The sequence below is a fragment of the Deltaproteobacteria bacterium genome, assembly GCA_016218975.1.
Lineage (GTDB): Bacteria > Desulfobacterota > Deferrimicrobia > Deferrimicrobiales > Deferrimicrobiaceae > JAENIX01.
This window is the reverse complement of sequence record JACRCO010000053.1, coordinates 135,492-154,076: the sequence shown is the minus strand read 5'-3', so window position 1 is coordinate 154,076 and position 18,585 is coordinate 135,492. Positions and strand designations below refer to the sequence as shown.

The window sequence follows — 18,585 nt, the reverse complement described above, 5'->3', positions numbered from 1 at the left end:
TCCTCCTATTCGTACGTGATTGCCGCCGCCTCGACCCGCGCCGCCTGCCGGGCGGGCGCAAAAGAGGCGAGGGCTGCCACCAGAGGGAGGACCGCGAGGATCGTCCCCAGGAGCGCCCACGGGTAGACGTGCGGCAGCCGCCAGCCGGAATACATTTCGGCGACGACGTTTTCGCTGAAAAGCGCCAGCAGGTTTCCCGCGGGCACGGCCAGCAGCAGGCCGGCCAGGGCGAGCAGCACCCCCTCCATGACGATGCTTCGCCCGAGCTGTCCCCCGCATGCGCCCAGCGCCTTGAGGATTCCGAGCTCCCGGTTGCGCTCGACTACGGAGATGGCGAGCGAGCTTGCGATCCCCAGGCAGGCCACCAGGAGGGCGAGCAGGAGGGTGACCTTCATCAGTGCGAATAGAGCGTCGACCGCCTTGGCGACTTCGTCCGTGAATTCGCGCCGGGTCGAGACCAGGGCCGGGAACCGTCCGCCCACGCGCCGGCGGATCTCGTCGCACACCCGGCCGGGGTCGGTTCCGGCGGCAAGGTTCACATCGTAGATGTCCACGCGGTCGTCCTTCCAGTGGTGCAGGAAGGTTGAACGGTCGATGGTGACCGTTCCCCGCTCGTTGGCGAAATCCCGGATCACGGCGGAGACGGGAAGGGAAACCGTGCCGTCGGGGGCCGGGAGCTCGACCGTGTCCCCCACCCCGATCCCGAACCTCCGGGAGAAGTTGTCCGACACCGCGCATTGGCCCTTTTCAGTCACGCCCCGGCGCATGACCTCGTCGTTCCCCTGGAGGAACTCCCTGCGGGTCCGGTCCATGACGGGACCCATCTCGATGCTGACGAGAAGGACCGTTTCCCCCCGGTACTCCAGGCGCGCCGCCCGGTAGCTCTCCACGGCCCGCACCCCCGGGATCTCAAGGAGCTCCTCCCGGAGCTCCGGGGGGAAACGGAAGTCGGGTCGCACCCAGTTGGCCGACGCGCGCACGTAAAGGTCCGAGGTCAGCATGTCGTCCATCCACCGAAGCAGGGACGCACGGGTGGCTCCCATGTAGCCGCCGATTCCGAGCACGAAGGCCAGCGAAAGCGTCGCTGCCATGACGGTCCCGGCGGTCCGACGCGGGTTTCCGAGCACCGCGTCCGCCGCGAGCTCACCCGACACCGGGGCAAACCGCGCAGTCACGGGAGCGGCGCCCCGCAGGAGGACCCTCGAGAGCGGGCCCACCAGGAAGACCACGCCGGCGGCTCCGAGGACCAGCACCGTAACGGTCGTGCCGTCGGCCCCGAAAGGCGGGCGCAGGGCGACGCCGAACGCGGCGCAAAGGAGCAGCCCCCCGGATACGAGCCGCGTCAACGGTCTCTCCGGTTCGCGCGCCCGATGCTTGCCCGCGGCGAAAGCTTCCACGGGAGGGATGCGGGAAGCCGCCCTCGCCGGGGCCCAAGCGCCCGCGAGCGAGGCGAAGACGCCCAATGCGATCCCCTGTACGACGATCGGGCCGCCCAGGGCGGTCCGCCCCGAGGCGGCGATCCCGAAGATCTGTTCGGTCACCTTCGCCATCATGGAGAGAAACGATTGGGACGCTCCTGCACCCAGGAGCACGCCGAGGATCCCCCCGGCCGATCCGATCGCCGCCGCCTCCAGAAGGAACAGGGCCTGCACCTGGCGGGGCGTGGCGCCGAGGGAACGCAGGGTCCCGATGTCGCGCCGACGGCGGTTCACGGCCACCTGGAAGGCGTTGAGGATCAGGAATATCCCGATCCCCATGGCGATCCAGGACGTGATGTTGAATCCGGCGACGAAACTGTCGGTGAGACGCTCGAGCTGTTCTCCGCGGCGGGCGGGGGTCTCGACGCGGTAACCGGGACCGAGCGCTTTTTTCAAGGCGGCCGTCCCCTGCGCGACGGAGACGCCCTCCGCCAGCCGCACTTCCAGCCGGTCGAATCGTCTTCCCCTTCCGAAGAGGGTCTGGGCGGCGTACACGTCCGTCACGATCAGGTTCCCGCCGAACGCCTCGGCGAATCCCCGGGGCGTCAGAAGCCCCCGGACGGTGACCTGCTTCAACCCTTGAGGCGACCGGAACGTGAACGTCCCGCCGGGGCGGACCCCGGCCCGATCGGCCAGGGAACGGGCCAGGACGGCCGAGTCGGGACGGGCGAGGAAGAGGAGCGGGTCGTCGATGTCGGCATCCTCGCCCTCGAATCCGTAGTCGCGCATCTCCCGGTCGCCCAGGAGGTCCACTCCCAGCACGAGGAGGCTCCCGATCTCGGCCCGCCCCGGGACGACGATCTGCTCGATCACGGGCGCGGTGGCCCGCACGAAGGGGAACTCCCGGAGCTTCTCCTGGATTTCCTCGGGCACACCGCCTTCGAGAGTGATCTGCAGGTGCGCCTTGCCGGCCATCCGGTCCACGGTGTCCCGGATTCCGCGGGCGAGCGCCTGGTGCGCGGTCTTGACGGCGCTGAAAGTCGCGACTCCCACGGCGACCGCGAGCAGCGTCAGGAGCGTCTTTGCGAGGTGTCGCCGGGCGTAGGAGAGGGACAGGTGCGTCAGGAGGAACCTCATCCCCGCGCGTCTCCTTCCACCCTTCCGTCGCGCAGCTCGATCCGGCGTTCGCAGACCGAGGCTGCGTGCGGGTCGTGAGTCACCATCACGATCGTGATGGCGCGCTCCCTGTGGAGGGAGGAAAGCAGCGCGAGGATCTCCCTTCCCCGCGCCGTGTCGAGGTTTCCCGTAGGCTCGTCGGCGAGGAGAAGGGGGGCGCCGGTGACGAGGGCCCGTGCGATCGCCACCCTCTGGCGCTCCCCGCCGGAAAGCTCGTCGGGCAGGTGCCCGGCTCTTTCCGCGAGGCCCACCGCCCGGAGCGCGGCGGATGCCCTGTCCCCGGCCTCCCTTCGGGACACGCCGGCCAGGTGGAGCGGCAGGGCCACGTTCCGGCTCGCGGTCAAGGTCGGCATCAGATGGTAGGCCTGGAAGATGTAGGAAACGGCGGAGCGGCGGAAGAGGGACCGTTTCTTCTCGCTCTCCTTCGCCAGGTCCTTGCCGGCCACGAACACCGATCCCGAGGTGGGCACATCGAGTCCCCCCATCAGGTTGAGAAGGGTGGACTTGCCCGAGCCCGAAGGGCCCATGACCGCGACCATCTCGCCGTCCCGGATCGTCAGGGTGACGCCGGAAAGGGCCGTGACGCGGGCCTTCCCGTCGAAGGTCTTCGTCACGTCGCTCAGTTCGATCATCGGGACCCTCCGAACGGAACGACGTCCCGGACCTCCAGGACGTCGAAGAGCAGGATCTGGCGCAAGGTATCGGCGATCTTCCGGGCCCCTCTCCCCCGGGCGATGGGACCGAAACGCTTTTTCAGGATCCGGTCCTTTTCCGCCTCGGTGAGCGGCCTCTCTTCCCTTAACCGGGCGTGGATCCGGTATCCGAAGGGCGCCCGGAATTCTCCCGTCAGGAAGAACCTGAACCACCGCGCCCTGGAGACGTTCGATACCAGGAACACGGCCTCGGGATTCTCCCGGAGATTGGAATAGGTCCGGGCCAGAGGTCCTCTCAGGCACGCGATCGTGTCCGGGGACGAAAGAAACGTCGACCCCACGGGAGCGATGTCGACGCGGCCCTCGCGGTCGCTGGTCGCAAGACAGATATGGCACGATGGTGAATGGAGCAGGGCCTTCACATCTGCCGTCTCTTTTGTTCGCATGGAACCTCCTCGCGTCGATGTCGGCTACGGCGCTGCCGGGCCGGGATATTCCTGCCGGTGGAGTTGCCGGAAATCGCAGCGCCCTTTCAAGCGGTAAGCCAGCGCCCGGCTGCCGAAAATGAAGCGGCTCGTCCATAGATGCAGCGGGGGGGTCCGGGTGTAGCGTTTCCGGGCGACGGCGACAAGGCCGTCGATCCCCCGACGGTAGAAATCCACATCGCCGAAGTCGAAGGGACCTTCCGTCAGCCAGGGTTCGAAGTTCCAGTCCATGTTCCGCCGAAGGGTGGCCAGCCGGTCGGGTTCCATCTCCGCGGGATCGTCGAACAGGCAGGCCCTGGCGATGTCGGGGTACTGGATCTTCACGGCGACCTCTTCCCCCGTGTCGAGACGCGCCCGGTGCACCTGGCCCAGGGATGCCGCGGCGAAGGCCTGGCGATCGAAGGAGGCGAAAACGTCTTCGGGCTCCCGTCCGAACTCGTCCAGGAACACCTCGCGCACCATGGAGTAGTGCATGGGCGGCGCCTCGAAGTGCAATGCGGCCAACACCTCGGCGAACTCCTCCGGCACTACCTCCGGCAAATTCGCCAGAAGCTGCCCGATTTTCATGACGGCGCCTCGAAGGTAACCCATGGCACCGAAGAGCTCCAGCGCCGCGGCAAGCCGCGCCTCGCCGTTGAGCCGGGCTTTCGCGTCCGAATCCGCGAAGAGGCCGCGCATCCAATAGGCGAGATAGCCGGCGGCTATCTTGGCGTGAAGCGAGCCCATAATCCACGTCCGGGCAAACGAACTCGCGGGAACCCGCCTTCCGGAGATCCGCGCCAGCAGTTCGGGCAGAGACTCCCGGTCGAAACCCGAACGTTCTTCCCTGGGCAGGACCCTGCGCAGTTCCCGGACCGTCCGGGCGTCCAGGATGTCTCTCGCGTCAGCGGACATGCGTACCTCCCGCATCCGCACCGGTTCCGGAAATCACCTCCACGAAACAGCGAAGCGCGTAGTCGATCATCGCCCGGGTCGCCTCCTGTTTGGGAGATGCGTCGTTGGACCAGCAGGCCAATATCCCGAGATACAGCGACCAGTACAGCGTCATGGCCACGTGCTCCGCCGCCGCCGCGAAGCCATGCTCGCGCAGGATCTCCCGCACGGCGGCCAGATGGGCCTGCCGTGCCGCCTCCCCTTCCGGGCAAATGCTTCTCCGGGGAAACGGGCTCAAGGATCGCTCCAGGACGGGCCCCAGGAAGGCGTGCATCGGTTTGAGCCGCCGCAGGCCCGAGGCGACGAAAAGGAAGAGGTCCTCGACCAACTCTTCGTGGCCCGTCCTGCGGCGCCGATGGTCCGCGCGTCCCCGGGAGAGCGCTTCGGTGACCATGGACATCGCCAGGGTCTCCTTGCTCGGAAAGTAGTTGAACAGCGTGCCGGCCGCCAACCCTGCCGCGTCGGCGATGTCCCGGGTGGTGGTGTCCTCGAACCCCCGGGCGAGGAAGAATTCCGCCGCCCGCTCCAGGATGCTGTTCCGTGTCTCCCGCTTGGCTTGCTCCGTTACGCGCATGACGGACTCCCATGAATATGAGCATGCTCACTTTACTTTATGCCGGAATCCCTGGCAACAGGAAAATGGTTCATACCGCGCCGAAACCGGCCTCGATTTTCAGCCAACCACGCACTGGAATCCCCAAGTTCCACATACCGGATCTATTGTGAAAGCAGGCCACCTTGACCTTATAAATTATTCTTGACAGACTAATATGATATAACTATATTTTCAGTATAGGCTGATATATCAGCTTACGAGTAGGCTTCAAGTCGCATGAAAGGGGGGCGATCGAATGTATAAGAGGTCGAAAGGAGCATCCTGCTGCGGGCCTGAAGGGAAGGTGTTCGCCGGCTGCCGGGTCGAATCGCTCATTACGGTCGACGAACGCGGGCAGACGGTGCTCCCCAAGGAACTGCGCGACCGGGCGGGCATCAAGGGCGGCGACAAGCTGGCCGTGATCAGCTGGGAGAAGGAGGGGAAGGTCTGCTGTCTCTCGCTAATCAAGGTGGAAGAGTTCAGCGGAATGGTCAAGGGGGTGCTCGGCCCCCTGATGGGTGAACTGCTGACAAAGGAATGAAGGAGGATATGAAAATGGAAGAGATCAAGGTCAGGAAATACGTTCGCGAACGGTACGCAGGCATCGCCCGGCAGGGAGGATCTTGTTGCGGAACGGACACGGCTTGCGGAACCGGCGGAGCCGTCGAAAAGGCGAGCCGCAAGATAGGGTACTCTGAAGATGAACTCAAGGCGGTCCCCGAAGGCGCCAACCTCGGGCTGGGTTGCGGCAATCCCATCGCCCTCGCCTCGCTAAGGGAGGGGGAAACGGTCCTGGACCTGGGTGCAGGTGCGGGTTTCGACTGCTTTCTGGCTGCACGGGAGGTCGGACCATCGGGCCGCGTGATCGGCGTGGACATGACCCCGGAGATGGTCGAGAAGGCGCGGGGGAACGCAAGAAAGGGCGGCTACGAAAACGTCGAATTCCGGCTCGGGGAAATCGAGAACCTTCCGGCGGCCGACGGCTCCGTCGACGCCGTTATCTCCAACTGCGTCATTAATCTCTCCACGAACAAGGAAAGGGTCTTCGCCGAGGCATACCGGGTGCTCAAGCCCGGCGGCAGGGTCATGATCTCGGACCTTGTGCTTTCACGGGAGTTGCCGGCAGGCATGGCCGGCTCGCTCGCCGCCTACGCCGGCTGCATCGCGGGCGCCGTCCTGCGTGACGATTACCTCCGACTCGTGGAAGAGGCGGGGTTCAGGGAAGTGAGCGTCATCCATGAGAGCCTGTTCGAAATCGGGGAAAGCGGGACGGAAGATTATGCCCGTAATATCGCCGGGAGCTTCGGCATTCCCATTGAGGAAATACGCGAAGCCGCGTCGGCCGTCTTGAGCGTACGTGTCTTCGGCAGGAAGCCGGGTTAACCTCCGGAGATCGGCGCGATCTACGAATACGGAATCAATCGAGGAGCCACCGCAATGCTGCCGCGAAACCAGAAGAAGGCGTATTCCGACTTCTACGATTCGGCGCGACGCAACGAATTTCTGCCCGAAAAGACGACGGTCATGGTTCATCTCGCCGCCGCCATGGCACTGGGATGCTATCCCTGAATGGAACACTACCTTGGCGTGGCCAAGGAATCCGGCGTTTCGGCGGAGGAAATCGGCGCGGTCCAGGCGATCGTAATGGCCGTGTCCGCCGGAAGGGTCAGGGCCCAGTTCCGGGAAGCCCGAGGGAAGGGGAACCCCCTGAAGGAGGACCCCCCCTGCAAGTGCTGACGCGGATCCCGATGGGATGACCGCAGGAGAGGAACATGTTGGAGATACGAATTCCGAAGAAGAACATTGTAAACGTGGATGGCCCCATGGCGGGAGTGGAGATCGCCTGCGAATCCGGCGATGCATGGATCACGCAATGTTGCGACTCGAGGGATTACATGCTGACATCCGGTATGGTTTTCGCGGCCCGAAGGGATGGACGGATAACCGTGCAGATTATAAAGGATGGGATAATCTCCATCAGGCTCCGCAGCAGGGCGACGGGGGAACTCCGACGCCGTCTGTCCTGGAAGAGGTTGAGATGCCGTCTATCGACGCTTATTCCCAAAGGACGTTGAGGTCCTTCACGGTGCGAAGGCGTGTCGATGCACCCTGGATCGACGGCTTCGTGGTTACCGCATCCGGCAAAGTGCCGAGAGTACAGACCGCGCTGGACTTTCGCGATTGTCTCGGCTCCGTTAAGGCGCGCTGGGATATCGGACGAATGAACTACCGTGTGCCCCCGGGGCTGTACGCGGCCGGAAATCCCGGTATCGGATCCACGGTGCTCGTTTCCGCCAACTACAAGATGAGCTTCGACCGGCTACGCAGCGTGCTCCCGGGCCGGGACGCCTGGATCCTGGTGCTCGACACCGACGGTGTCAACGTCTGGTGTTCGGCGGGCAAGGGCACCTTCGGCACCGACGAAATCGTCCGTCGTGTACAGGAAAGCGGGCTTGAGAGAGTGGTTTCGCACCGCACCCTCGTGGTCCCGCAGCTCGGGGCGCCGGGAGTGAGCGCGCACGAGGTCCAAAGGCGATGCGGGTTCCGGGTGGAATATGGCCCGGTCCAGGCGGAAGACCTGCCCGCTTTCCTGGATTCCGGCATGAAGGCGTCTCCCGACATGCGAAGAGTGAGGTTCCGGTTGCGGGACCGGGCTGTGTTGATTCCCGTGGAACTGGTCATGGGAGCGAAATACGCGGTGCTCCTGGCGCTGGCATTCCTGCTGCTCGGCGGTGTCAGCGGGGGAGGGTACAGCCTGGCCGGCGTCCGCACCATCGGCCTGAAGAGCGCCGCCGTCGTCCTCGGCGCTTTCCTCGCCGGCGCTGTTCTCGGACCGATCCTTCTGCCCTGGCTTCCCGGACGGGCATTCTCGGCGAAGGGCGCCGCGCTGGGACTCGTTCTCGTCGCGGGGATTGGAGCATGGGACATTTTCCGGAACGGCGGAGTTGCATCTTGGCTCCATGCGGCGGCCTGGATGGCGATTACGCCGGCCCTGACCAGTTTCGTTGTGATGAACTTCACCGGGGCATCGACCTTTACCTCCCTGAGCGGAGTGCGCCGCGAAATGCGGTTCGCATTGCCGTTGCAGGTTGCTGCTGCCGCGATTGGCTTCGGATTCTGGCTGGGCGGCCTGTTCGCCGCGTGAGGTCCGGACAATGAGATACCTTGAGGACGCGGTTACGCTGGAATTCATACCTGAGAGGTGCGACGGATGCGGCATGTGCGTCAAGGTATGCCCGCACGCGGTGTTCGGGATGGAAAACAAACGCGCTGCATTGGCCGACCGCGGCGCCTGCATGGAATGCGGTGCCTGCGCGAAAAACTGCGAGCGGGAGGCAATCCGGGTGAAGGCCGGAGTCGGATGCGCCACCGCTGTCCTCGCCGGCTTGATGGCCGGAAAGGAGCCATCCTGCGGATGCTCGGGGGAATCCTCGACCTGCGGGTGAATGGAATATCCAGGCAGGCGCTCAGCCCCAAAGCACCCTGAGACCTTTCACCGCACGCAGGCGGGCATCCGGCGTCAGCAGCGGGGCTTTCATGAACAATGCGGTCGAGGCGATGATCCGGTCGGCGGGGTCGGCGTGGGTAAATCCCCTGTAACTTGCCGAGAGATGGGCGATCTCCGGCGTGATCGGCATCACCTTCAGGTTGCGGGACGTGACAAGAAGGTCGGTGAAGGTGATGGCGTCGGTGCCGGGATCCAGCCTCCCCTTGGCAACCAGCATCGCGATCTCCCATAGGGAAATGTCGCTGCAGGCCGCCGTCCCGTTCCCGGAAGCCGCATCCATTTCCTTCCGGGCTCTTCGTCCCAAACGGTTCGGATCGAGGGCATCGAAGATCATGGCGCAAGTGTCGAGAACGATCATCTCGCGGATTCCCACGCCTCTCCGATCGGAGAGATCACGTCCCCGATCCGGCACTTCTTGCGGAGAGCGGCAAGCCGCTCGCGGGCGGCCTGACTTCCACCACGGTCCGGCAGGATCCGGGCGATCACGCTTCCCCGGGAGGTGACGGCGATCTCCTCTCCTTTTCGAACCTTGCAGAGGTAGCTCGGGAGATTTGCACGAAGCTCGGTTACGTTGACTTTCAGCATCCTTACGCCTCCATCATGTACAGAACAAATGTACATTAGGTTTGGAGGTATGTCAATGCTGCCTGCTGGAATTCTGCTTGTAAGAATAGAGAGATCCGTCAGGAAAGCCGGTACTTCCGCTTCAGCTCCCCTGCGGCAAGGGATATCGAGCGCAGTTTCGCCTCGGCGACCTTCGATTCCGATACGGGGTTGTCGGCGAAAGTGGCAAAGCCGCAGTCTGGATTCAGCAGGATACGCCGGTGACCGAAGATACGGATCGCCTTTTCCGCCTTGGCGACGATTTCGTCCACCGTCTCGACCCGGCTTGCCTTCTGATTCACGACTCCAACGCCGATACGGCATTCTTCCGGGAGCCCTTTTAGAACTTCGATTTCGCCGGAGCGGGGAGTGCACAATTCCAGGAAGAACGTTCCGGCTTTCGCGGACTTCAGGTACGGCAGCAACGGACGGTAATCCCCCGAAAGCGCCACCGATTCGTCGGTCGTCCAGTTCCCGCGGCAGATATGGACCGCCGTCCGCGACGAGGGAACCCCCTTCACAACGCGATTCAGGAGGTCGACGGCGAAGGAAAGCTCATGTCGCGCATCCTTTTTCCCGCTCAATGCCCCGCACATGAACGACCGGGTCTTCTTCGCTCCTGTGAAGACGACCTCGGTGAGAACCGGTTCGTCGAACTGAACGATCGAGGCGCCTGCCGCAAGGAGAAAATGCAATTCTTCCCGCAGCACGCGGACGATGTCGTCAGCCAGGCTCTCGCGGGAATCGTATGCGCGGTCGGATACGCACTCGAGCCACATGGTGCGGGTGAGGAGATACGGCCCCGGGAGCGCCACCTTGACGGCCTTGTCCGACAACGTTTTCACGAATTCGAGTTCGTGGACCGCCAAAGGACGGCTCCTTCCCAAGGGTCCGAAGACCGCGGGATGGCGCACTTCCCCGGCGGGGACGTCGAGCGCCCGCAGCTCCTTCTCGAACTTGCCGGGATCGTCCACGAGCGGCAACAGGTCGGTCAAAGGGATGAGCTGGCAGTTGTCCAGCAGGCCGCCCACGAAGCTTGCATAGCTGTCGCGCCGCTGCTCGCCGTCGGTGACGATGTCGACACCCGCTCGAAGCTGCGCAGCTATGGAAAGACGTACCGCGTCGTCGGCCTGGGACTGGAATTCCGCTTCGGGCAGCCGTCCTTCCAGGTGCTCGTGGATCGCCCGCAGCAGCCAGGAAGGGCGGGGCCAGCTTCCGATTCCCGTGATTGATAGAGGCGGGACCTCGGGCACGTTCGCGGGCTCCGGCAGGGTCTCCGGGATCCGAACCGGAACGGCCGTTTGCGAAGGGACGCCCGGAAGCCCTGATGAAGCCGGAGTGATGGTTGTCCGCTCCCGAAGGGCTCCCTTGCAAATCAGGAAACTGCATCGGGTTCCCGACCGGGTCCACGACACCAGTTCGTTCCCGGTCATCCGGCACCAGGAGGGGAGGTCTTCCTTCACTGAAGACTCGGTGGAAAGGATTTCCAGCAGCCCTCCGCGTTCCAGCGGATCGATAGCTTTTCGGATCAACAGCAGCAGGCCGCTTCCGCAATCCAGGCTTCCGCCGTCGAAGCGGACGTCAGGCTCGAAAGGATGGCGTTCCACGGGCTTCATGCGCTTCTCACGATAAAAAAGTCAGTAGGAGATGCAGGGCGCGCCGTCCCCGAGAAACTCCACGAGCTTCGCGCCGCCTACGATCGTCGCGCCTTCCACGAGCTTCCCTTCGTCCAGCCCGCGTTTCCTGAAACAGGGGGAGCATACGTAGATCTTCCCTCCCGCCTTGACGAAATTCCCCATAAGTTCCCGTAGCGGTGCGAATCCTTCTTCATGGATGTCTTCCGCGTATCCCTTGACGGCCAGCCGGACTCCTTCCGTGCTTAAGAATACCAGGGTTTCCTTCTCGGACGCCGCGGACGCGTTGGCGACGACGAACGCAACGGTGGCCTTGTCGGAGTCGTTTTTCGCATTCGTGAGGCTGACGCAGAGCTTTCCCGCCATGTTCTAATCCTCCCTTCGACGTATCAGGTATATCGGATGTCCGCTTTCGACAAGCGCGTGCCCGGTAAGCCTGCACCAGGCGGGCAGGTCCTCCCTTGCTCCCGGGTCCGTGGCGGTCAATTTCAGCAAATCGCCCGGTTTCATCGCATTGAGCCGGAGCCGCAGCTCCATGACCAGTTCTCCGCACCCTGAATCTCCCGCATCCCATTCGACGGCAGGAGGCCCACCCGTACGTTCGCGCCCCATTCCTTCCCCCGCAACGACGGATTCGAATGACCCGCCTGCCCCGTTCCGCCAGAGACAATCGGGATTCACTGCCCGCCCGAATCCTTCCGCTTCGCCCGCGGAGAGCCAACCCGTCCGGTAACATTCCCGTTCCATGATGTACGCAAGCAACCGATCCCGAAACTCATCATGTCCGGTCCGTTGGCCGTCGGCCATGCAATCCAGGCAGTGCGGGGCGCTTCCGTAACCCATGGCGATGCACACGACCGCTTCATGGCCGCAGATCGGACGGGAGCAAACACTGCAGGGATTCCCCCGCAGCCGCTCCGCGCCATGGAGCACAGCTTCCGTGCGACTCGTGTCGTCGTAACCGGGATTCACGGCCGTATGCCTCCCCGTTTCGATGCGCCCTATATCCGCCCTGCCGGAAACTCCGTATCAAAGTATTCCCGATCGACCCGGTGAAATCAAATTGATAAAAATCATAATTGCGATAGGATCTATCGGTAAAAACGATGGGGGAGGAATGAACCTCAAGCGGCTCGAGGTCTTTCTCGCGGTAGTCGACTGCGGGAGTTTCTCGAAGGCGGCACGCGCCGTCCACGTGACCCAGTCCACCGTCAGCCAGCACATCGCCTCGCTCGAGGAACTGCTGGGGTCGAAACTCCTCGACCGCACTCCCAGGGGGATCCTCCCCACGGAAAGCGGGAAGATCCTCTTGAGGCATGCAAGGAAGATCGTTGCGGAGACAAGGGAGATTCCCCGGGCGATGAAGCGCCTCGCGGGGCTCGAAGACGCCGTTTTGACGATCGGCGCAAGCAACATCCCGGGAAATTACGTGATCCCCGAAGCGATCCCTTCGTTCCTGGCTCGATATCCGCGGGTCTCGATAACCGTCATACAGGGCGACAGCAGGGAAACGGTGGAACGGATAAAGCAGGAACGTGTGGAGATCGGGATCGTGGGAACCCGATACGCGGACAAGGATCTCCTTTTCACTCCTCTCGGGCGTGAAGTTCTCATGCTGGCGGCGGGAGGGGAGTACGGAAGTGCAAGAGGGAAACCCATAACGATGGACGAATTGGCGAAATTACCTTATGTGGCGCGGGAGCCGGGTTCCGGAACGCAGAAAACCGTCCAGGACGCTTTGATCCGCGCCGGGGCCGAGCCATTGAACGTCCGTATATGCCTGGGCAGCAACGAAGCCGTCAAGCGGGCGGTAGTTAACGGCATCGGGGTTTCTTTCATATCGGAGACTGCGATCCGCGGAGAAATCGAATCGGGTGAACTGTTTGCCCTTTCCGTCAAGGGGCTCGATCTCTCGCGTTCCTTCCACATCGTCAGCCGCTTGCGCCGGGAGTTGTCTCCGCAGGCCGCCGCGTTCAAAAACATGCTTTTGGAACTGCACCGGCGACGTAGACCCCGCAGATAAGCGAGGGAGGATCCCATCCGATTGGGTCGAAACCATCCCGGCGCGCGGGGCATCTCGTAGGTGAATCCGACGCCCGCATTTCCCGAATGGGGGCCATTATCAGGCGAGGAGGAAGCCATGCAGGAGAGGAAAGGGCTTGTGACCTTAAAGGGGAATCCGGTGACACTGCTCGGGCCGGAGATCAAGGTGGGGGACAAGGCCCCGGACTTCCGCGTGGTGGACAACGCGCTCGCACCCGTGACCCTTGGAGATTTCAAGGGGAAGATCAAGATCGTGAGCGCCGTCGGTTCGCTTGACACCGCGACTTGCGACACCGAGACCCGCAAATTCAACCAGGAAGCGGCGAATCTTCCCGGAAACGTGGTGATTTTGACCGTCAGCATGGACCTGCCCTTCGCGCAAAAGCGCTGGTGCGCGGCCAACGGCATCGAGAAGGTTAAAACGCTTTCCGATTACCAGGACCGTTCCTTCTCGGAAAACTACGGCGTGCTTGTCAAGGAAACCAAACTTTTGGCCCGCTCCCTGTTCGTCATCGACGAGAAAGACACCGTTCGCTATATACAGCGTGTGAAGGAGCTCACGGCTGAACCCGATTACGACGAGGTGCTCAAAGCGGCGAAGGGGATCGCCGGTTAGGGATTTATTGCTTAATCATCCTTCTTGATCCGGACCACCTGGCTGACGCCGGGGAGCGCTTCGACCTCGCGCGTGTCGAGCGTTTCCGTATCGCCGATCACGCCGATGATGATGCGATTTGCGCCCGTCGACTGATGGATGTCGAAGCCGTGATCGATCAGGTACGCCTTGATGGCGTCCAGTTCCTCTTCCGGCGCGTTCTTCTTCGTGATGATCAGCATTCGTCACTTCCTTCCCGTTGCGACATGATACGCTCCAGGCGGCGCGATTCGTCGACGACCCTCTCGAACAGCCGGACGATGGCGCCGTCATCCAACGGCCCCGGATTGTCACCCTTCATCCGTGCGAAGATGCGCTTCTCCCGGGCAGGGTCGTAAACGGGAATCCCCAACCCCTTCTTGATGTGGCCTATTTCCAGCGCCAGCCGCGCGCGCTCGTTGAAGATCCGCAGAAGAACGTCGTCCAGCAGGTCGATCCGTTTCCTTACATCGTCGATGTCCACATCCACCTCCCCAACCACCTTCCCGATAATATAGTCCCGGAGTCTTTCCGGCAACGTGAAGCGCAGTTGGAGCGCAGTTGAAAATCCCGGCGTGGCCGTGTTAAAGTGCCGTGAAGTTTGTGGCGATGGAGTTCGCCTGAAACCGCCTGTCGATCGGACGGCTAATAACTCCTGCGATGACGAAACGTCGCAGGAGTTTTTTTGTTTCGGGCGGCGACCATGGTGAGAAATGCGGGCTTAGGGAGGAAAAAAGATGCAAGAAGCGGCTTTAGCACTGGGGATGGCGGCGCTGATCTTCGCGGCGTCGGTCATCTCCATCAAGGCGGCTGTATCGGTAGCGATCGTGGAGATAATGGTGGGGGTGATCGGGGGGAATTTCCTGGGTTTGCATACGACGGAATGGGTCGACTTCCTTGCGGGGTTCGCCGGAATCCTGCTGACGTTCCTCGCAGGCGCCGAGGTGGACCCCGATCTATTCCGGGAAAAGTTCAAGGAGAGCATGTGGATCGGATCGCTTTCCTTTTTTGCGCCGTTCACACTGGCCGTCCTTTTCTGCTATTACCTCGGCGGCTGGTCCTGGAATGCATCGCTCATAGCCGGATGCGCACTTTCCACCACATCGCTTGCCGTCATATACGCGGTTCTCGTGGAAACGGGATTGACCGAAACGCCGATCGGAAAGCTAATAATGGCCGCTTGCTTCGTCACCGATATCGGGACAGCGCTTGCGCTCTCCCTGGTATTCGCCGAGGGGAATGTATATACGATCGTCTTCGTGTTTGTCTCTGCGGGGCTGATTTGGCTTGGACCCAAATTCATCCCGTCCCTGTTCAAGCGCTTCGGCAACCGGGTGATAGAACCGGAGGTCAAGTTCCTGTTCCTCCTGTTGTTCTTATTCATGTATATCGCCAAGTTGGGCAAGAGCCATGCCGTCCTTCCCGTCTTCGTCTTCGGGTTGGCCCTTTCCAGGTATTTCCGGGGGAACCGGGACCTGCAGCGCAAGGTCCGTATCATCGGGTTCGCAATGGTCACACCCTTCTTCTTCATCAAGGGAGGGATGAACGTGAACCTGCAAGATCTCGCCGCAAACATGGGCCTGCTGGGGGGTCTGTTCGCGGTGAAGATGGTGGCGAAGATCGCCGGCGTCTATCCCCTGGCGAAGAAATACGCGCCGGAGGATGCCTCCTACACGACGCTCCTGATGAGCACGGGGCTCACCTTCGGCACGATCTCCTCGATGTACGGCCTGTCGGCGGGCTTTATCGACAGGACCCAATTTTCCCTGCTGGTGGCAACCGTCATTCTCACCGCGGTGGTGCCGACTTTCATCGCCCAGCGGTGGTTCGAACCGGAACCGCCGGAAGCGGAATATGTCTATGAGGCCATTCCCGAAGGATCGCAAAGGGAGGAAAGATAATGTATTCGAAAATCCTGGTCGCCCACGACGGTTCCGAGCATGGGTGGAAAGCGCTTGCGGCGGGGTTGTCCGTGGCAGCCAAATTCAAAGGGGTCGTCCATTGCATCTCCGTCCGTGAAAAACTTCCTGTGTACGCGGCCACCGTCGGCGAGGTGATGGAGGCGAGCAGCGAGGCAAAGGCGTTCTTCGACGATCTCACCGCGCGGGCGCAGGAAGAAGCGGAGAAGGCGGGAGTGCCACTGACCGTAAAAATCCTTTCGGGCCATGAAGTGCAGGCCATCCTGGAGTACGCGAAATCCGGGAATTTCGACCTGATGGTCATCGGATTCATGGGGCTTTCCCATCTGTACGACCGGATCTGGGGGAGCACATCCCAGAACCTCGTGAGGTTGTCTCCTTGCACGGTGATCATCGTGAAATAGGGGGAGTCGCATCCCTCCAGGCATGTCCGTACCGTCGGACGGTTGAAGCCGTCCCCGATACGCCTTCCCATTGCGTGTGCGATTGCGCAGGGGGGATACCCATAGGTGTGAGCGGGGAGGACGATCCCCGTATGGTTGAAATATGCGGGCCATGCAATATCCCGCCGGAGATCGACCCGTTCCGCAACCTCCGCTCCTGCCTTTTCCTGGTACCGGTGAGAATATGGGAAGTTGAGGGAGAAGCTGACTATGCGTATAACAAGGTATCGGGAGGCGTTGACGGCGCGGCGGACCCGTCGGGTATCGCCGATAACCCAGGCGGAGGATTGACACGATGGGCAATTCCAACCTGAAAACGAACGCCGCCGATTCCCGGCAGGCGGTCGTCTCCCGTCTCGAACGCATCTGCCGCGAGTTTCGCGTCGATTCCCTTCTCCCACAGCTCCGGGCCGGCGAGGAGGTGCTGCGGGAGCACGGAGTTGTGGACGTCGCCGTTCTCGGCCAGTTCAAGGCCGGCAAGAGTTCATTCCTCAACGGTCTCATCGGCAGGAATGTTTTGCCCGTCAACGTTCTCCCGGCCACCGCCGTGATCACCCGGATCGGACACGGGCCGTCGGAGCGCGCCGCCGTCCGGCATCAGAACGGGAGCGATGAGGAGATCCCTCTCGATGACCTGTCCGAATTCGTGACCGAGCAGAAGAATCCCGGGAACGAAAAGGAAGTATCGATCGTGGACGTGGAGCTGCCGGCGTTGGTGAGTTTTCGCGGGATGAGGTTCGTGGATACCCCGGGGCTGGGGAGCATTTTCGCTCACAACACGCAGGTCTCCATGGATTGGCTTCCCCGGGTCGGGGGGGCGCTCGTCGCCGTGAGCGTCAACCATCCCCTTTCCGAACAGGACCTCAATCTTCTGCTGGAAGTGTTCCGGCACACCCCCGAGACGGCGATCCTTCTGACGAAGGCAGATCTTGTCTCTGCCGAACAGCTTGAATCGGTCGTCGAGTTCACGAAGCGGCAGGTCCACCGGCACACGGGAAAGGACGTGGCGATCCTGCCGTTCTCCAACCGTCCCGGCTTCGACAACTTGCGGAGCGCTGTCCGGGACCACCTCTTCCGCCGGATCGTCGAACGGCGGGAGGAAACATTCGAGGAGATCGTCGTACACAAGATCCGGTTCCTCATCGGCGGATGCCGGCAATATCTGCTTCTTGCGAACCATGCCGCGGAAGCCGCGGGGAAGGCGCGGGAGGACCTGCGGGAGGCAATGTCCCGCGAGGACGGCGATCTCGGGTTCGTGAAGGCCGAGATCGGCCTGAAGGTCCGCGACCTTGAATCCCGCGTGCGGACGGTTGCCGGGGAGCGGTTCCATTCGTATCACGCGGAGATCCGGAACCTGATGAACCGGGATCTCGACGAGGTGGAAAAGGAGTGGAGGGGAAACCTGGCGAAGGTGACGAAATCGTTCCGTGAGTGGCTGCTCGTATCCCTCGGGGAACGGCTCGCGGAGGTCTCTTTTTACGGTGAAACGCACCTCGCGGGGTTTCTGGTCGAAGCTCAGTCCGGCTTCCAGCGATCGGTCCGTGCGTTCCAGGACCGGCTGGGGAAGGAGATCGAGCGCGCCCTGGGGATTTCCTTCACCGGGGCGCAGTTCCATGCCGAGATCGAGGAACCGACGCGCCCCGACGTCCGGGTAGGGAAGACATTCGATACGCAGATCGACCTGCTCTGGTTCCTGATCCCGATGGGAATTTTCCGGGGATTCGCGTTCCGCCACTTCCGGAAGCAGATAGTCTGGGAGGTGGAAAAGAACCTATCCCGTCTTGCCTCCCAATGGTCCGACGCCGTGAACCGTTCGATCGGCGGCCTCGCCCGCCAATCGACGGAGTTCATGGGGGACGAGCTCGCAACGATCCGGGGTCTCGTCGAGAACGCCGAAGACCGTAGAGGCGATATCAGGGAAGCCCTGGAAGAGCTGCAACGGCTTGAGGCCTCCCCGTCTTCGGGTTAACAGAAAAAGAATCCGGCCTCCCGTCGTTTCTCTTTCCCGGTTTTCGCATCTTATTATTCCATGCCCCCTTGCAGCCGACGGTGCCGACAAAAAAGACCAAGCGCCCGCGGCTGAAGAGGGGCTGTCGGATGGTACAGCCTACGGTCGCTTAAAAAAAATAAGCGCCCGCGGCTGAAGAGGGGCTGTCGGCCGGAGAATGCCGCATGGGTCTCGCGGAAAAGAAATGCGTCCCCTGCCGGGGCGGGGTTTCCCCCTTTCCGGAAGAGGAAGCGCAGGCATTCCTGGAGGAAACTCCCGGATGGACGATTGCGGGGGGAGCTGCGAAGATCGAGCGAACATTCCGTTTCAAGGATTTCGCGTCGGCAATGGATTTCGCCCGCAAGATCGGTGACCTGGCGGAACTTGAAGGCCACCACCCCGACATTTCGGTCGGATGGGGTTACTGCACGGTATCCTTCCATACGCACAAGATCAGGGGGCTGCACGAGAACGATTTCGTCATGGCCGCGAAGGTGAACGCGTTGGCGGGGGAATAGAAAAGGGCAGGAGGTTGGCCCCCTGCCCCGGGTATA

General features: G+C 62.4%; 24 protein-coding genes. 12 read left to right on the top strand and 12 right to left on the bottom strand.

Features of this window, described 5'->3' with window-relative positions; all coding sequences use genetic code 11:
- Positions 1-5 precede the first annotated feature (5 nt).
- Genes HY896_07295 through HY896_07275 form a run of 5 tightly spaced genes read right to left on the bottom strand, consistent with a single transcriptional unit; the run spans position 6 to position 5,239 of the window.
- The gene (locus HY896_07295) at positions 6-2,555 is read right to left on the bottom strand and encodes an ABC transporter permease (protein MBI5576157.1); all 2,550 of its coding nucleotides are present in this window, start codon (positions 2,553-2,555) and stop codon (positions 6-8) included.
- Positions 2,552-3,226: an ABC transporter ATP-binding protein gene (locus HY896_07290; protein ID MBI5576156.1), complete on the bottom strand. Its 675-nt coding sequence runs from the start codon at positions 3,224-3,226 to the stop codon at positions 2,552-2,554. Before HY896_07290 ends, HY896_07295 begins: the two co-directional genes overlap by 4 nt.
- On the bottom strand, positions 3,223-3,693 hold the full coding sequence (locus HY896_07285; protein MBI5576155.1) for a pyridoxamine 5'-phosphate oxidase family protein: 471 nt from the start codon (positions 3,691-3,693) through the stop codon (positions 3,223-3,225). The genes HY896_07290 and HY896_07285 overlap by 4 nt, the downstream gene beginning before the upstream one ends.
- A 24-nt stretch (positions 3,694-3,717) precedes the next feature.
- Positions 3,718-4,626 (bottom strand): AarF/ABC1/UbiB kinase family protein, encoded by a 909-nt coding sequence (locus tag HY896_07280; GenBank protein ID MBI5576154.1) that lies wholly within the window; start codon positions 4,624-4,626, stop codon positions 3,718-3,720.
- The gene (locus tag HY896_07275; protein MBI5576153.1) at positions 4,616-5,239 is read right to left on the bottom strand and encodes a TetR/AcrR family transcriptional regulator; all 624 of its coding nucleotides are present in this window, start codon (positions 5,237-5,239) and stop codon (positions 4,616-4,618) included. Before HY896_07275 ends, HY896_07280 begins: the two co-directional genes overlap by 11 nt.
- A gap of 277 nt (positions 5,240-5,516) precedes the next feature.
- Between HY896_07275 and HY896_07270 the strand changes: the two genes are divergently transcribed.
- From HY896_07270 to HY896_07245, 6 genes are all read left to right on the top strand, one after another.
- The gene (locus HY896_07270) at positions 5,517-5,801 is read left to right on the top strand and encodes an AbrB/MazE/SpoVT family DNA-binding domain-containing protein (GenBank protein ID MBI5576152.1); all 285 of its coding nucleotides are present in this window, start codon (positions 5,517-5,519) and stop codon (positions 5,799-5,801) included.
- A 14-nt stretch (positions 5,802-5,815) separates the two neighbouring features.
- Positions 5,816-6,643: an arsenite methyltransferase gene (locus HY896_07265; GenBank protein ID MBI5576151.1), complete on the top strand. Its 828-nt coding sequence runs from the start codon at positions 5,816-5,818 to the stop codon at positions 6,641-6,643.
- Positions 6,644-6,829: 186 nt separating this feature from the next.
- Positions 6,830-6,997 (top strand): hypothetical protein, encoded by a 168-nt coding sequence (locus HY896_07260; protein MBI5576150.1) that lies wholly within the window; start codon positions 6,830-6,832, stop codon positions 6,995-6,997.
- A 35-nt stretch (positions 6,998-7,032) separates the two neighbouring features.
- Positions 7,033-7,335, top strand: coding sequence for a DUF2917 domain-containing protein (locus tag HY896_07255; GenBank protein ID MBI5576149.1), 303 nt, complete (start codon positions 7,033-7,035; stop codon positions 7,333-7,335).
- On the top strand, positions 7,299-8,405 hold the full coding sequence (locus HY896_07250) for an acetyl-CoA synthase subunit gamma (GenBank protein ID MBI5576148.1): 1,107 nt from the start codon (positions 7,299-7,301) through the stop codon (positions 8,403-8,405). Before HY896_07255 ends, HY896_07250 begins: the two co-directional genes overlap by 37 nt.
- Before the next feature lie 10 nt (positions 8,406-8,415).
- On the top strand, positions 8,416-8,706 hold the full coding sequence (locus HY896_07245) for a 4Fe-4S binding protein (GenBank protein MBI5576147.1): 291 nt from the start codon (positions 8,416-8,418) through the stop codon (positions 8,704-8,706).
- Between the two features lie 21 nt (positions 8,707-8,727).
- Here HY896_07245 and HY896_07240 read toward each other — a convergent pair whose 3' ends face one another.
- The 5 genes from HY896_07240 to HY896_07220 all read right to left on the bottom strand — a co-directional run bounded on the left by HY896_07240 (position 8,728) and on the right by HY896_07220 (position 11,617).
- Positions 8,728-9,141, bottom strand: coding sequence for a type II toxin-antitoxin system VapC family toxin (locus tag HY896_07240; protein MBI5576146.1), 414 nt, complete (start codon positions 9,139-9,141; stop codon positions 8,728-8,730).
- Positions 9,123-9,353 carry a type II toxin-antitoxin system prevent-host-death family antitoxin gene (locus HY896_07235; protein MBI5576145.1) on the bottom strand — a complete coding sequence of 77 codons (231 nt, stop codon included), beginning with the start codon at positions 9,351-9,353 and terminating at the stop codon, positions 9,123-9,125. The genes HY896_07240 and HY896_07235 overlap by 19 nt, the downstream gene beginning before the upstream one ends.
- A 98-nt stretch (positions 9,354-9,451) precedes the next feature.
- On the bottom strand, positions 9,452-10,987 hold the full coding sequence (locus tag HY896_07230; protein ID MBI5576144.1) for a sulfurtransferase TusA family protein: 1,536 nt from the start codon (positions 10,985-10,987) through the stop codon (positions 9,452-9,454).
- Between the two features lie 21 nt (positions 10,988-11,008).
- Entirely contained in the window at positions 11,009-11,371 is a 363-nt protein-coding gene (locus HY896_07225; GenBank protein ID MBI5576143.1) for a DsrE family protein, read from the bottom strand.
- 3 nt (positions 11,372-11,374) lie between these two features.
- Positions 11,375-11,617, bottom strand: a complete 243-nt coding sequence (locus tag HY896_07220) for a sulfurtransferase TusA family protein (protein MBI5576142.1) — start codon at positions 11,615-11,617, stop codon at positions 11,375-11,377.
- Positions 11,618-12,122: 505 nt separating this feature from the next.
- Here HY896_07220 and HY896_07215 point away from each other — a divergent pair.
- Together HY896_07215 and tpx are read left to right on the top strand one after the other, a co-directional pair.
- Complete coding sequence (locus HY896_07215) at positions 12,123-13,028, top strand: LysR family transcriptional regulator (GenBank protein ID MBI5576141.1); 906 nt, start codon at positions 12,123-12,125, stop codon at positions 13,026-13,028.
- Between the two features lie 117 nt (positions 13,029-13,145).
- A complete protein-coding gene (tpx, locus tag HY896_07210; protein MBI5576140.1) occupies positions 13,146-13,664 on the top strand; it encodes a thiol peroxidase in 519 nt (172 codons plus the stop codon).
- Positions 13,665-13,675: 11 nt separating this feature from the next.
- Here the strand turns inward: tpx and HY896_07205 are convergent, their stop codons facing one another.
- Together HY896_07205 and HY896_07200 are read right to left on the bottom strand one after the other, a co-directional pair.
- Positions 13,676-13,885 (bottom strand): hypothetical protein, encoded by a 210-nt coding sequence (locus HY896_07205; protein MBI5576139.1) that lies wholly within the window; start codon positions 13,883-13,885, stop codon positions 13,676-13,678.
- Positions 13,879-14,166 (bottom strand): chorismate mutase, encoded by a 288-nt coding sequence (locus tag HY896_07200; GenBank protein MBI5576138.1) that lies wholly within the window; start codon positions 14,164-14,166, stop codon positions 13,879-13,881. The genes HY896_07205 and HY896_07200 overlap by 7 nt, the downstream gene beginning before the upstream one ends.
- Positions 14,167-14,419: 253 nt before the next feature.
- On the opposite strand from HY896_07200, the gene HY896_07195 reads away from it, so the two are divergent.
- The 4 genes from HY896_07195 (at position 14,420) to HY896_07180 (ending at position 18,549) form a co-directional block, all read left to right on the top strand.
- A complete protein-coding gene (locus HY896_07195) occupies positions 14,420-15,583 on the top strand; it encodes a cation:proton antiporter (protein ID MBI5576137.1) in 1,164 nt (387 codons plus the stop codon).
- The gene (locus tag HY896_07190) at positions 15,583-16,005 is read left to right on the top strand and encodes a universal stress protein (protein MBI5576136.1); all 423 of its coding nucleotides are present in this window, start codon (positions 15,583-15,585) and stop codon (positions 16,003-16,005) included. The genes HY896_07195 and HY896_07190 overlap by 1 nt, the downstream gene beginning before the upstream one ends.
- Before the next feature lie 334 nt (positions 16,006-16,339).
- Positions 16,340-18,013: a dynamin family protein gene (locus HY896_07185; GenBank protein MBI5576135.1), complete on the top strand. Its 1,674-nt coding sequence runs from the start codon at positions 16,340-16,342 to the stop codon at positions 18,011-18,013.
- A 203-nt stretch (positions 18,014-18,216) separates the two neighbouring features.
- Positions 18,217-18,549, top strand: a complete 333-nt coding sequence (locus HY896_07180; GenBank protein MBI5576134.1) for a 4a-hydroxytetrahydrobiopterin dehydratase — start codon at positions 18,217-18,219, stop codon at positions 18,547-18,549.
- The last annotated feature ends 36 nt before the right edge of the window (positions 18,550-18,585 follow it).